The organism is Levilactobacillus zymae DSM 19395 (genome assembly GCF_001434115.1).
GTDB classification, from domain to species: Bacteria; Bacillota; Bacilli; order Lactobacillales; family Lactobacillaceae; genus Levilactobacillus; species Levilactobacillus zymae.
In genome coordinates this window covers 126034-139800 of record NZ_AZDW01000050.1, presented here as the reverse complement: position 1 = coordinate 139800, position 13767 = coordinate 126034, and the positions used below count along the sequence as shown (strand labels likewise).

Below are 13767 nucleotides of genomic sequence, written 5' to 3'. Positions count from 1 at the left end.
CACTTGAATCATGTGTTTGATGGGGATTTTGGAGTTTCTGGTGAATAATTCAGGTTTAAATGTAATCCTTTACATGACCAATTAGTTCTTGACTTAATTTTCTGAAAGAATTACGATGTTCACGTTAACAAATGTTGAAAACACGGAACTTAAAAAAGTTAAAGCCATTGAGCTGAAAGGACATGTTTATAAAATGCGTTTATCTAAAGTTATTGCACTGATCGTTGTTGTTGCTGTTGTTGTTTCCGGAGCCTTCGTTAGCACCCAAGCTTTCGCCGCTTCCAACTCGAACCCTGCTACGGCTAACCATTCCTTCTCGTCCGCTTACACGGCTCTGGTTCAAAAGCAATCCCAAGCTTTAAAGTAAGCAAGTAAGCTCCCCCTTAATTCATAAACCCCAAATGCCACTACGGACCCCCATCCGCAGTGGCGTTTTTTATGGTTTCTTCTGACCGTGAAACGGCTTACAATAGAGGTATTACGAACGGAGGAATCCAAATGTCTGAAAATTTAACCGCCATCGCTGACGCGCTCAACGTCCTGGCCGACTACCTGGGGCCCCGCGACGTGCCGGAACTGACCCGTGCGGCGTTGAATGAACCACTAGATGCCATTATCCTATTCGGCGGCAGCATTCTGGCCGGCGACTCGGTCTTTCACGAGGCCATGGCCCACCAAGCCGCTAACCACTACCTGATTGCCGGGGGCCGGGGGCACACCACCCCCACGCTCCGTGCCCAACTCTCCAAGCGTGGGTTCGACTTTCTGGGTGATCCCAGCGAAGCCTTGATGCACCAGCGTTACCTGGAATACACCTACGTGGATCACATTCGCTTATTAGAAACCGAATCGACCAACTGTGGTAGTAACGTCGCCAACAGCTTGGCCGTCCTCCAAGCCCACGATATCCCGGTCAAGCGCCTGGGCGTCATCCAAGACGCCACCATGCAACGGCGGATGGCCGCCTGCTTCCACAAGGTCGCCCCGGAGACGCAACTGGTCAACTTCGCGGCCTACCAGGTCCACGTTCAGGTCTGGAACGGCCAGCTCGGTTTCACCAAACCAATTTTCGGAATGTGGTCCATGCACGATTACATCACCCTACTGATGGGCGAACTCCCACGGTTGACCGACGACGCGCACGGGTACGGCCCTCACGGCCAAAACTACATCGCACACGTCGACATCCCCGAACCGGTGCAAGCCGCCTACGCCTTTTTACAAGCCCACCTCGACATTACGGGGCGTCCGGCTGACCCCGCGTTTAAATCCTAATCCTAAAAAATGGTGCGTCTCCCAAAAACGGGACACGCACCATTTTCATTATAAGGTCTGGGTCGATGCCGTTTGCGGATCGATGAAGTCTTCGATGCGCCCCGCCATGGCCTGGGCCAGGTCGCGACCGAATTGAACTTCTTGGTCGGTCCCCACCATGTTAAAGCCTAAGGACAGTTGGCCCTTAAACGTGCTGCAGGCAATCTGATACATCGGCGCGAACCGGAAGGACCCCGTCATCAAAACGTCCGTGATGTCGGTGTCGTCCAACCGTAACCGCTGGTCGTCGATGATGCCAAAGTTGGTGTAGCCAATCGGCCGCACGTGGTAGTTGGCTTCGACGATTTGTTGTAACTGGTCGATGCTTTCGTGTTGGTACTGGGCCATCAGCGAGCGCACGGAATCCAGGAACTGGTCTTGGTCCTTGAGCGCCGCCATTCCCGCGTGCATTTTTTGAACGGATTCACGAATCGGTTCGGCTAACGGCGCTGGAATTGCGGGATTGTACCGGGCCGTATGGTTGGCAATCCGGAATTGGGCCTGATCGTGGTCGATGCTTTGGCGCATATCCGTTGGGCAGGCGATCGCGATGTCCGCCACCTCGGGGTCGTAGGCCTGGATGGTCTTACCAAAGGTCGCCATCAAAACATCGTTGACCGTGACGTGTTGGTCGTGGGTCGCGTGAATCAACTGTTTGGTCAGGACGGCACTCAACCGCACACCGCTGACGTGGGCTTCTCGTTGCGCCGATTCATCCGCCAGCCGGGGCAAGCCTAGCGCGTGGGCCGGGTGGTCGACGTCTTTTTTCTGTTGCGGCGCCGGATGCGTCTTCAACAGGTCCTTGAGCCAATCCAAGTCAACGGTGTTGTGCACGTCTTTAACGGCCGCCACGCCCCGATTATAACAATCACTCAATAAGTAGAGGTACTGCTTGAACCCGCTACCATCGGTCAAAATGTGGCTCATGGTCAAGACCAGTGTGGTGGTCGTACCTGGTTCGATAAAGACCCGGAGTTGCGGTTGGCGGAACCAATCGGGATTACTGTCTAAGCCCGGCGTGAGTTGATCGACCACGGTCACCATGGTCGTGGCGTCGTCCACCACGGGCGTCCAGCTATTATCGGCTAGATTATATTTACAAAAGAGTTCGGGGACGACCTTCGCCGACAAGGTCACGGCCCGCCGGAACCGGTCAATGTCGAACGGTCCGGTCAGCTTAATTTGGCACCGAATAATCGGGTAAAGTTCCTTCAACCCGATGGTGTGCAAAATATTTAAAGGATTTTGATTCATGTGCAACTCCTCCTACCAAATACCAAATTTAGATTTTCCATTCACTGTTAGCTGAGTGGGTTATAAGTCTATGGTGATACAAGAAAGCGCTCTTTTCAATCATTGATTGGGACTTGTCTCAATTATTTGAGGATTGGCTGACAACTGGACATTATGGTGTTCTAACAACCATCGTTTAACCCGCGCGCGCCAATCTTCTGGTGCCGAAACGTGCGCTAAAAGGCAGCTAGTTGCGCTTAATCCCGTCAGGCAGATAATCCAAGCCCGGGATTATCCACCTGACGCAATTAATGCTCGCTAGCTAACCGCCTTTTATCACACTCTTCACCAAAAAATCTCGCACGACCGCTAAGCAGTCGTACGAGAAATTTAGGAAGTGTATTTTTTCAGTAATTACTTACTGGTTGAATAACTCGTGTTAAATAACTCATCTGGCGTCTTGTCTGGGAAGAAACCAAAGTAGTTGTAGGCGTTGTTGTAGGAAATGTCTTGTACGATCTTCCCTAACGTGGCTTCGTCGTTTGGTACCCGACCTTGTTCAACTAACTTGCCGTAGAAGTTGCAAAGTACCCGACGGAAGTATTCGTGACGAGGGTAGGATAAGAAGCTCCGTGAGTCGGTCAACATCCCGACGAAGTTTGGTAACAGACTTTCTTGCGCGAAAATCCGTAATTGGTTGTCCATTCCTTCGGCAGTATCGTTGAACCACCAGCCAGCACCTAATTGTAAGCGTTGCTTGCCGCCTTCTTGGAACGAGCCCATCATGGTTGCTAATTGCATCCAATCGTTGTCGTTCAAGGAGTAGAAGATGGTCTTTGGAATATCGTTGGTGTTGCGCATCTTGGTGTAGAGCTTTTGGATTTCACCCGCAATGTCTGGTTGCGTCCCAACAGCATCGTACCCGGTATCGGCACCCAACTTCTTAAACATCGGCCGGTTGAGGTCCCGGATGGAGTTGATGTGGAATTGCATGGTCCAGTCGAATTCCTTGTTGAACTTCATCAAGTTTTCCAACAACATGGTGATGTATTGGTCTAATTCCTTAGGCGTCAAATCTTGGTTATTGATCCCTTTGTTGACGATGGCATCCAGCTCGCTGTCCGAAGCCTCAACAAAGTGGTAGGTCAATAAGGAGTGGTCGGACAAACGACCGCCCATGTCATTAAAGAAGCTAAACCGTTGCTTAACCGCTGCCATGATGTCCTTGAAGCCGTTGATCTTAACGCCAGAGACGTCACTCAACTTCTTCAAGTAGTCCGCATAACCGTCCCGATCAATTTGGATCAACTTATCTGGCCGCATGGCTGGTAAGGTCCGGAAGCCGTTTTCAGCTTCGGTTTCCTTCAGCAGCTTGTGGTAGCGTAAGTCGTCGGCTGGGTCGTCCGTGGTGCAGACCGCCTTGACGTTCATGTTCTTAATCAAGTTACGTGGCTTGAAGTCTTCCGTTTGGAGCAAAGCGTTGGCTTTCTTCCAAATTTCGGGCGCCGTCTTGCGATTGAAGACTTCGTCGATGTGGAAGAAGCGCTTCAATTCCAAGTGGGTCCATTCGTACAACGGGTTCCCCATTGATTTTTCAATCGTGCCGGCCCAGGCCATGAACTTATCGTAGTCATCGCCGTCACCAGTGATCAATTCTTCGGGAACACCGTTGGCACGCATCAGGCGCCACTTGTAGTGGTCCCCGTAAGTGCCTTCGTTCAACCAAATCCGCGTAATGTTCGGGTAGTTTTTGTTTTCGTAAATTTCTACTGGGTTCAAGTGGCAGTGGAAGTCAATGATTGGCATGTCTTTAGCGTAATCATTAAACAACTTCTTGGCCATATCATTGCCGAGTAAGAAATCGTCATCAAGCAAATCCATGGGTGTTGTCCTCCTTTAAGACGTCTTCAGAATTAGTCTTTTGGTTCGTACTTAGCTTGGACTTCAGCCTTCGTCTTGGCCTTACCTTGGAGTAAGTCAATGTGTTGGGCAATGTGGGCAATCAAGTACTTGTCGTATTGAGCTTGGTTTTCCTTCAAGATCTTGAAGAACTTGTCACGGAAGACGTAACGGTAGCTCTTCTGGTAGTTCAAGATGGAACCGTACATGGTGTGCAGAACCTGACGGGAGTCATCGTTCTTCAGCAAGTCCATAACGTTGTCGTCGGTAATGGTTTCTGGCTTTGGTGCCGTACCATCGGTTTGGGCGTTGAAGACGTAGAAGGCTGCCACATCATCCAAGTTGTCGTAAGAGAACTTGTAGATATCACGCATCAGTTTTGGATCGGCGTGGGCAATAACCCGCAGAGCTTCCAACCAGTTAGTCCCGGCAGTCTTAACGTGCCAGCCGTGCTTGTTGGACAACCGACCGATGATTTCGTAAACGGAAAGCTTATCGGAACCAGAGTGGATACTCAACTTGTAGCCGAAGTGTTCCGCAATGGCTTCATGAATGACGAATTCACGTTCGAAGCGCTTAACGTCACCAATGTAGTCAATGGCCTTCTGGAATTCACCGTAGAACCGTGGGGCAATGGTTTCAGGGGTGATGCCGGCTTCGTGTAATTCGTTAGCAAAGAAGTAGTGGTTGGCTGGCGTCGTTGGTACGATCGCTTCGTCCATGGAAATTTCGAAGTCCAGGTTGTAAGGCTTGATGAACTTGTGGTAGATAAAGATAGCGTATTGAACGGCACCGTTGAAGATTAAGACGGATTGTTCAACATCCTTCTTGCTGAAGTGAACGGAAGCCTTGTCGTTGATTTGGAACGTCTTGTCCAGGTAAGTATCGTTGAAGTACTTAACCAGGTCGTCGTCCAAAGCGTTGTACTTAGCATCCAATTGTTCGTCAGTTAAGTCAGCGATTTCGTTATGAATCTTTTCAGTCGAGTCAAGGGTGATCATGGTGCAACCAGCCTTGATGGCGTAGTCAACTTCGTGAGGGTTCTTAACGTGGTCACCATCATCGGCCCAGCCAGTGGTGAAGCCTTCGTCGAAGACGGCCCAGCCGGCATCCAACAGAACGTCGGTTTCAGTCCGGTTCGTCAAGAGAAGTTCACGGATGGATTGTTGAGCCAGAACAGGCATGATGCCGCGGCCCTTGAATAAGCGTAAGTGAGCATTGGAAGCTAAGCCTAAGCGGTCACCTAAACCAAAGGTGTACTTGTGGCCGTGACGAGAAGTTGGCTTCAACCAGTTGAAGCGCTTCGTCAAAGCGTGCCAGTTTTGTTCGTTCAAGTCACCGACAATCAAAGTCTTGTCAGCATCGGCAATGCTTTCGCGGGCATCGAAGTCCTTAACATCGTCGCGGTCTTCGTAAACGACTAAACTCTTAACCGTTTGCTTGTTAACCGTTTGGTGTAAGTCAAAGTAAACGTTACGCACGTCAACTTGGATTGAGTTCACGTAAACTTCTTTGTCTGACAGGTTTGAGTAGTCGCCATTTGCGGCTAAGATCTCATGGACGTCTGAAACTAATTTTTGTAAATCCATCAATATTGCCTCCAATATAGTTGTAAGTACCTAGTTTTAAGGAACATAAACCCGAATTAATCATGAAACTCAATGTTACTTGATGTTACCTTTCAGCTTTCCGCCTTCCCAACGACCGTGATCCAAGTCGTCAGCAATTTCAGCAAACCGCTTTTCGTCCAGCTTGTATAAGAAGCCGATAACGACGGCAGCCACTAACAGACAGAACCCTGGGTAAAGCGTCATCGCAGCCTTGATACCCCGTAAGGCACCTGGCGTTTGGTGCGCGTTAGCCACGTAACCGGTCAACGCCAGAACCCCGGCACTAACCAAAGCAGCTAAGGATTGCGCAATCTTCCGGGAGAAGTTGAACGCCGCGTACGTGATGGCTTCCTTCCGAGTCCCAGAACGCCATTCACCATAGTCGATAGCGTTGGAAACCATGGCCCAAGTAATCCCGTTTGGAATCGCCAAAGCCGTGTAACCGATGGTAACTAAGACAATGAAAACGATGACATTTTGTGGTAAGAAGAAGTTCGCGATGTTGGCAACGGCCCCGATAACGAAGCTCCACATTGCGGTCCGCTTTTGCCCAAAATGCTTCGTCAACGTAGGAATCATGAAGACCCCAACGATGGAGCAACCCATCATGATCGCGTTGATGATTGGCTGTAAACCAATGTTACCCAAGTTGTATTGTGCGTAGAACACCATCATTTGGTTGTTGGTGTTCATGGCGGAAATCGTGAACAGCGTCATCAGAATCAAGGCACCTAAAGGTCCGTTCTTGAAGATAACTTTGATGTAATCTTTGAACCCTTCCTTTTCGGCACCCTTACCGGTGTTCCGGTGAACCTTAACGTTTTCACGCGTTCCGAAGTAACAAACGGCGAACATCAGGACCCCGATAATGGCGAAGACTGCGGCTGCCCAGAAGTAACCGTGTTCTTCTTTGACCCCGGTATTCCCGTTGGCGATCAAGCCCATCAAAGGAATGAACGCAACCCCGGCGATGAATTGGGCCCCTACGGAACCAACCTGCCGAGACGTTGCCATGAAGCTCCGGTCTTGGGAGTTCCGTGACATAACGGACGCTAACGAACCATAAGGGTCGTTAGTGAACGAATAAACCAAGCCCCAGATCATGTAAGCAGCATATGCGTAGATGATCTTTTGCGTTCCACTCAGCCCACTAGGCATCGTGAAGGTAACGACTGTCATAATCCCGAGAATAATAGCTGAAATCATCATGACTGGTCGGAACTTACCAGCCTTACCGATCTTCTTCCGGTTATCAATGACTGAACCGGCGATTGGATCCATAAACGCATCGAAAATCTTAGTAAAGGCGAAAATTCCGGCAACCGCACCGGCACCAATACCACACGCATCAATCCAGAACTTGGTCAGGTATGCTTGCCCTAAGTCAAACATGAACCCGTTACCGAAGTCCCCAAACCCGTACGCAATCTTTTGGCGCATCGGAATGTGACGAGATGAGTCATTAATCATTTCGTCTTTGGTTTCCTCAGTCTCTGGATGGGGACTAGTTACTGCCTCGCTCATGTGAGCACCTCCTTGAATTATCCATCGCGGGGTCCCGAAATCGGTTTCATTCTCTAATACACACGTTAACACAAATCTTTGGTATGTACCACCTGAAATCTAAATCTTAACCCTGAGATTTCATTAGCAGCTAACTCTTAAAAGCTACGTTTTATCGCTTTCGTAAGCGCTTTCTATCTAACAATGCTTATCTTATCACAAAATTCTGCACACGTTAACATTTATTTGCAAAAAAACAAAACAAATATATCAGTTGGCTTGCTCAAAAGTCAGGAAAAGGCCGGTCTCGCGCTAAAAGGAGCTCACAAATTTAACTGGATAAATTTTGATCTTTTTAAATTAATCAGGCCAATTTAGGGGCCAACAAAAAAGACCGACTCACTGGTCAGTCTCCTAAAAATCTTTATTTCCGCAGGTCCTTAACGGAATCCCGCACGATGAGCGTTGGTTCCGCAACCTTCTTCACCGGCGCCATGGCGGGATTACTCAGCAATTCCGTCAGTGCGCTGACCCCCTCTTGCACGATGCTGTCGGTGGGTTTACGGACCGTGGTCAGCCGCGGCACCAAATACTTCGAGTAGTTCATGTCATCGTACCCAATGATCGAGATGTCGGCTGGAACCTTGTACCCCAAGTCCTGACAGGCCCGCACGGCCCCGGTCGCCATATCATCGTTGGTGGCGAAGATGCAGGTCGGTGTCTCGGCGGCACCCAGGATATCGCGCATGGCCTGGTAGCCACTTTCGGGGAGATAATTCCCCTGCCGTTGCCACTCGGGCCGGGTCTCGGCGCCATTCTCGCGAATTACGTCGTCAAACCCCTGGCGCCGGTCGGCCGCGGACACGAAGCTCGTGGCCCCACCGATGATGCCAAATTGGCGGTGACCCATGCGAATCGCGTATTCCAGAATCTTCTTGGCCCCCAGATAATCGTTGGTCGAGAAGTTGGAGACGTCATCCCGGTCGATTTTACGGTTAAGCACCACAATCGGTAACCGCCGCTTGATCAACGTTTCAATGAACGGATCATCCTTCTTGGATTGGCTCACCACGATGGCCCCGTCGTATTGGTGCCGGGAGACGGTCCCACTGGCACTGAGCGACTCCACGCTGTCTAACGACAGTGAATAACCCTTAGGTAAGAAGTCACGGGCACGCTTGATCACGTCGACCAAGAAACTCGGTGAGGTCCCCGTATCTAGGTCGGAAAAGAAGACCCCAATCAGGAAGGAGCGCTGTTCGACTAGCCCCTTAGCGTTTAGGTTCGGCACGTACCCCAGGTCATCCGCTAACTGCCGAATCTTCTTCTTGGTGGCTTCCTTGACCAGTGGGCTATCGTTTAACGCCCGCGAAACCGTCGTGTGTGAAACGTTAGCCCGTTGTGCAATTGTTCGAATCGTGACTTCTTCCATCTTGGTTTCCTCCCAAAGCCGATAATAATTTGGTGCAGTCTCTTTTTATCAGTTTAAATTTAGTGTGTCAATGCGGTTAGTCCATCCCGGTACTATGGGTTTCTCACCATTTGCCGGGTTAGGTTCAGCCACATATTGGTTGATACCATATCTCTTTAATATAGCACCAATTACGTACAAATACCGGAACCAACCGTTAAGTCGTAACTGCCATACCAGTTAGACGGTCTGGCCTCATTTCAGCGAAATCGTTACATTAAGATGTTCACGGTTACACTCACTTATCACACAATCATTGATAATAGTACTAGGATAGATGATTTGACCGCTAAAAGCAAAAAAGGAATTCGCCACAACCTCCCGCTAAGCGGCGGCGATTGCGAGCTGAATTCCTAGGACTGGGTCTGGTGTTCCTGGTAAAACGTCTTCAGCTGCGCGGGTGTCGGGTACCCGTCGTTGTCCCCCATGACTTGCACCGCCATGGCGCCAATCGCACAAGCCCGACGCAGAGCCTGCTTCAGCGACAGGTCTTCCTGCAGGGCCGAGATCAGCCCCACGGCAAAACCGTCCCCCGCGCCGACCGTATCAACCACGGGCGCCACGTGGAAGCCGGGGACCCACAGTTTCTCCCCGGTCGCGCGTTGGGCGAAGGCCCCCTTAGCGCCCAGCTTGACCACCACTAGTTGAGTGACCTCGCTTTGGTGCAGGTAAAAGTCGGCGATGGTTTCCGGGTCTCGCGAGCCGGTCAACGTTTCGCCCTCGCCCAAACCGGGTAAGACCACCGTGGCCGTCTGAGCCAACTGGTTGGTCACCCGCACCATTTCGGCGGTCGAGGACCACAGGGTCGGCCGCAGATTCGGGTCAAAGGTAACCGGAATATTGTGCTGCAGGAGTTCGCGGTTCAATTGCCGGTACACCGCCAGGCTCTCCGCGGACAACGCTGCAAAGATACCCGACAGGTGGGCCAATTGGACCTGCGCCAGGTCGACGCCCCGAAGATCGTTCAAATCGTAGTGGGCCGCCGCCGACCCCCGCCGGAAGTAGTAGACCGCCGGATCACCGTGATCCACGTTTTGCTTGAGGTAAAAGCCGGTCGGGTAGGCCGCCTTGGTCACCAGGTTGGTGACCCCCACGTGGTTGCGGCGCATTTCAGCCTGCAGGTAGGTGCCAAACGGGTCTTGCCCCACCGCCGACACGTATTCCGTGGCGTGCCCCAACCGGGCTAACCCCAGGGCCACGTTCAACTCGGCTCCGGCCGAAAACTTCTGAAAGGTCGCGGCGTCCGCCAGGCTAGCGTTGGTCTCTTGGGCCTTGAACACCACCATGGGCTCGCCAATCGTTAGAATCGTTCCCACGTTACCGCCTCCTACTTGGTCTTGCTAATGGCTTCCCACAACCCGTTGAGGTAGGCGATCCCTAAGGCCCGGTCGTACAACCCGTAGCCAGGACGCCCCTGTTCTCCCCAGATGTCGCGGCCGTGGTCGGGCCGAATGATGCCGTCAAAGTCGGTGTCGTGTAGGGCCTGCATGATGGCAAACATATCCAGCGACCCGTCTTTAGACAGGTGGCCGGACTCGTGAAAGTCCTGATGGTGGCCTAAGTGCTTGATGTTCCGGGCATGGACGAACGGCACGCGTCCCGTGGGCACGAACTCACGGATAATTGCCGGCACGTCGTTAGCGGGATTTTCACCCAGACTCCCGGTACAAATGGTAAACCCGTTCATCGGCGACGGGTTCAACGCCACGATGGCGCGCATGTCGGCCGCGTTCTTGTAGATTCGCGGTAAGCCAAAGATCGGCATCGGCGGGTCGTCCGGGTGCATCGCCATCTGCACGTGGCATTCCTCGCACACCGGAATAATGGCGTCCAGGAAGTATTTCAGGTTAGCCGTCAGTTGAGCCTCGTCCACGTCGGCGTAGGCCGTAAATAACCGCTGCACCTCGGCCAACCGGTCGGGTTCCCATCCGGGTAAGACGTAACCGTTGGCCTGGCTTTGCACGTCGTGAATGATCTCTTCGGGCGCCTTTTGGGTGTAACGTTCCTCAAAGGCCAGTGCCGTCGACCCGTCCGCCAACGGATAATGCAGGTTGGTCCGAACCCAATCGAAGATCGGCATGAAATTGTAACAAATCGTGGTCACGCCGGCCTGGGCCAGGTTCCGAATCGTTTCTTGGTAGTTCGCGATGTACTGGTCCCGACTGGGTAACCCAATCTTGATGTCGTCGTGAATGTTGACCGATTCCACCGTGGTAAAGCTTAAACCGGCGGCCTCAATCTGCCGTTTCAAGTCCAGAATCTTGTCGAGGGGCCAAACGTCGCCCACCGGAATATCGAATAACGCCCCCACCACTTGGGTGACGTTGGGAATTTGGCGAATGTTCGCCAGGGAGATAGCATCGTCTTGTTGACCATACCATCGAAATCCCATCTCCATGTTTGCGACCTCCTCTAATCGTTTTTCGTGGTTGTCTTGGCTAAGATGCCCCGCACATCCAGCGTCCCCGGTTCGTGAGCCGGGACGTCGGCCGACGTGAGGTCCTCGGGCCGCACGTTCATGAAATAGTCGGGGAACTTGTTGAGTAGATATTTCCGTTCACTCAACATTAGCCGTAAATGCTTGGTGATGCTATAACGCACGTCGTCGAGTTCTCGGCGGCGCACCGCGTCTAAGATTGCCTGGTGTTGGTCTAACAACGTCTGCCAATCCAGATTGGTGACCTTCAGGCGCATCCACCGGAAGCGGTTCAGGTGCATGTTCAACGTCTGTAACCAATCCCAAACGACTTCGCGGTCCGCGGCCAGGTAGAAGGTCTTGTGAAAGGCTTCGTCCAGGTCAAAGAACGCATCGGGATCGCCTTGCTGGGCCACGACCACCTGATTTTCCAGATTCTGTTGGAGTTTCTGGTACCACTCGTCGGTCATTTTACCGGTGGCCTCCAGCATGATTTCGACTTCTAAGATTTGACGGACAAACCGGGCGTTGTTGGCCATCGCCATGTCGATCCGCGAAACGTAGGTCCCACTTTGCGGCACCACGTCAATCAGTCCGTCCCGTTCCACCCGGATCACCGCTTCACGAACCGGGGTCCGGCCGATCCCGAGCTCGTCGGAAATGACCTTTTCGGAAATCTTTTGTCCGGGAGTGTATTTATTGTGCATAATTCGGTAACGAAGTTGGCTGTACGCTTCGCTCCGCATGTTTTTTAATTGCATAGCGAATGAACCATCCTTTTCCAGTTTTTCGTCTTGGTCTCTGTGTCGGTTCGCTTAGTTCTTTCACCCGCCGACCTTCCCTTCAAGTCGACTTTAATGCGTGGGTGAATGAGCTGATGATTCTCTTAGTTTAGCATAGGTGCGCCTAAATTCTTACCGGTTAGTCAAACAATTAAACCAACTGGCTAACCGCAACGCGGATTGTCACGTTTTTTCACAAGCATTTTTTCAAAAAAGGCAGTACCCAAAAGTACCGCCTTTCAGATGTTATTAACTTTATTAAGCTTTGTCGACCGCGTGGCCACCAAAACCATTCCGGAGAGCAGAAACGACCTTACCCGTAAAGGTGTCGTCTTCCATTGAACGGTAACGCATCATTAAGGACAGCGCGATAACTGGCGTTGGCACTTGTTGGTCCATGGCTTCTTGCAAGGTCCACATACCTTCACCAGAACTGTGCATGGTTCCCTTGATTTCGTCCAGGTTAGCGTCCTTGGCAAAGGCTTCTTGGGCCAATTCCATGAGCCATGACCGAACGACAGAACCGGAGTTCCAGAGTAAGGCAACGGCTTCGTTATCGTAGTTGAAATCGCTGTGTTCCAGCACGTCAAAGCCTTCACCGATGGCTTCCATCATCCCGTATTCGATCCCGTTGTGAACCATCTTCAGGTAGTGACCGGAACCAGCAGCACCGGTGTACAGGTAACCGTTGGTTTGGGCGATGCCTTCGAAGATTGGCTTCAAAACGGCGTCAAAGGATTCTTGGGACGTCCCACCGATCATAAAGTTCCCGTCGTGACGAGCGCCGGACTTCCCACCAGAGGTCCCACAGTCGAAGAAGTTGATGTTCTTGGCTTCGGCCTTCTTGGCGTCTTCCACGGAGTTCTTCCAGAAGGAGTTCCCCCCGTCGACGATGTAGTCGCCGGCGTCTAATACGTCGGTCAACGTGGCAATCGTGCTTTCGGTTGGCTTGCCGGCTGGTAACATCAGCCAAACAACTTTAGGCGAAGGCAACTTGCTTAACAAGTCGTCTAAAGACGTGGCGGCCTCGGCCCCAAAACCAGCGGCGGCACTGACGAAGTCCTTGTTCAAGTCAAAGCCAACGACCTCGGTACCGTGATCCATCATGTTTTGGGCTAAGTTCAAGCCCATCTTGCCTAATCCAACTAATCCAATTTTCATGCGTGTAATTTCCTCTCTCTCGGTAAAGTGATAAGTTCCGTTTTTTAAGTCGTCCTTATCATATTAAAAAAAGTTACATATTTCAAGTAAAACTATGAAAAAGTGTTACATTTCACTGAATTGACCCGTTGTTAAACCCACACAATCCACTACATTCCCGTTCTACAACGGATAGTTTAACTAGAATATTCAGTATTCAGCCCGTAGGCGAGCAGGGGCTCAGCCGGTGAAATTATGGTTAGTCGGCGTTTTTTGTCGGCTTACCATAAGGCCAAGCTTTGAGACTTGCGGGTTTAGCAAGGCTCAAAGTTGTGCCCACTGGCGGTCCAAATGTTCGCCCCTGAGCGCCGGAGGGCGACCAGTTTCATCCAGCGAAAC

The 13767-nt window shown here is 51.5% G+C and carries 11 protein-coding genes; 2 read left to right on the top strand and 9 right to left on the bottom strand.

The genetic code is table 11. The annotated features are described in order from the left end of the window. Positions 1–115: 115 nt before the first annotated feature. Both FD38_RS10885 and FD38_RS10880 read left to right on the top strand, forming a co-directional pair. Complete coding sequence (locus FD38_RS10885) at positions 116–367, top strand: hypothetical protein (protein WP_057734127.1); 252 nt, start codon at positions 116–118, stop codon at positions 365–367. A 131-nt stretch (positions 368–498) separates the two neighbouring features. Further along, the gene (locus FD38_RS10880) at positions 499–1275 is read left to right on the top strand and encodes an ElyC/SanA/YdcF family protein (RefSeq protein WP_057734125.1); all 777 of its coding nucleotides are present in this window, start codon (positions 499–501) and stop codon (positions 1273–1275) included. 48 nt (positions 1276–1323) lie between these two features. On the opposite strand, the gene FD38_RS10875 is transcribed toward FD38_RS10880, so the two are convergent. From FD38_RS10875 to gnd, 9 genes are all read right to left on the bottom strand, one after another. Next, positions 1324–2568, bottom strand: a complete 1245-nt coding sequence (locus tag FD38_RS10875) for a hypothetical protein (RefSeq protein WP_057734124.1) — start codon at positions 2566–2568, stop codon at positions 1324–1326. Positions 2569–2961: 393 nt separating this feature from the next. Next, positions 2962–4428 carry a glucuronate isomerase gene (uxaC, locus tag FD38_RS10870; RefSeq protein WP_057734122.1) on the bottom strand — a complete coding sequence of 489 codons (1467 nt, stop codon included), beginning with the start codon at positions 4426–4428 and terminating at the stop codon, positions 2962–2964. A 32-nt stretch (positions 4429–4460) separates the two neighbouring features. Next, entirely contained in the window at positions 4461–6035 is a 1575-nt protein-coding gene (locus FD38_RS10865; protein ID WP_057734120.1) for a tagaturonate epimerase family protein, read from the bottom strand. A 75-nt stretch (positions 6036–6110) separates the two neighbouring features. Continuing rightward, positions 6111–7580, bottom strand: a complete 1470-nt coding sequence (locus FD38_RS10860) for a glycoside-pentoside-hexuronide (GPH):cation symporter (RefSeq protein WP_057734118.1) — start codon at positions 7578–7580, stop codon at positions 6111–6113. Between the two features lie 403 nt (positions 7581–7983). Further along, positions 7984–8991: a LacI family DNA-binding transcriptional regulator gene (locus FD38_RS10855; RefSeq protein WP_057734116.1), complete on the bottom strand. Its 1008-nt coding sequence runs from the start codon at positions 8989–8991 to the stop codon at positions 7984–7986. A gap of 392 nt (positions 8992–9383) precedes the next feature. After that, positions 9384–10346: a sugar kinase gene (locus FD38_RS10850; protein WP_083485345.1), complete on the bottom strand. Its 963-nt coding sequence runs from the start codon at positions 10344–10346 to the stop codon at positions 9384–9386. Between the two features lie 11 nt (positions 10347–10357). Further along, positions 10358–11428, bottom strand: coding sequence for a mannonate dehydratase (gene uxuA / locus FD38_RS10845; RefSeq protein ID WP_057734114.1), 1071 nt, complete (start codon positions 11426–11428; stop codon positions 10358–10360). A gap of 14 nt (positions 11429–11442) precedes the next feature. Then, positions 11443–12207, bottom strand: coding sequence for a GntR family transcriptional regulator (locus FD38_RS10840; RefSeq protein ID WP_083485344.1), 765 nt, complete (start codon positions 12205–12207; stop codon positions 11443–11445). Positions 12208–12486: 279 nt separating this feature from the next. Further along, the gene (gnd, locus tag FD38_RS10835; RefSeq protein ID WP_057734112.1) at positions 12487–13389 is read right to left on the bottom strand and encodes a phosphogluconate dehydrogenase (NAD(+)-dependent, decarboxylating); all 903 of its coding nucleotides are present in this window, start codon (positions 13387–13389) and stop codon (positions 12487–12489) included. Positions 13390–13767 lie beyond the last annotated feature (378 nt).

Bases quoted from the DNA above. Each gene is read 5' to 3' on its own strand.
- uxaC (WP_057734122.1), bottom strand. From the start codon at position 4,428: ATGGATTTGCTTGATGACGATTTCTTACTCGGCAATGATATGGCCAAG.
- FD38_RS10875 (WP_057734124.1), bottom strand. From the start codon at position 2,568: ATGAATCAAAATCCTTTAAATATTTTGCACACCATCGGGTTGAAGGAA.
- FD38_RS10860 (WP_057734118.1), bottom strand. From the start codon at position 7,580: ATGAGCGAGGCAGTAACTAGTCCCCATCCAGAGACTGAGGAAACCAAA.
- uxuA (WP_057734114.1), bottom strand. From the start codon at position 11,428: ATGGAGATGGGATTTCGATGGTATGGTCAACAAGACGATGCTATCTCC.
- gnd (WP_057734112.1), bottom strand. From the start codon at position 13,389: ATGAAAATTGGATTAGTTGGATTAGGCAAGATGGGCTTGAACTTAGCC.
- FD38_RS10865 (WP_057734120.1), bottom strand. From the start codon at position 6,035: ATGGATTTACAAAAATTAGTTTCAGACGTCCATGAGATCTTAGCCGCA.
- FD38_RS10855 (WP_057734116.1), bottom strand. From the start codon at position 8,991: ATGGAAGAAGTCACGATTCGAACAATTGCACAACGGGCTAACGTTTCA.
- FD38_RS10880 (WP_057734125.1), top strand. From the start codon at position 499: ATGTCTGAAAATTTAACCGCCATCGCTGACGCGCTCAACGTCCTGGCC.
- FD38_RS10840 (WP_083485344.1), bottom strand. From the start codon at position 12,207: ATGCAATTAAAAAACATGCGGAGCGAAGCGTACAGCCAACTTCGTTAC.
- FD38_RS10885 (WP_057734127.1), top strand. From the start codon at position 116: ATGTTCACGTTAACAAATGTTGAAAACACGGAACTTAAAAAAGTTAAA.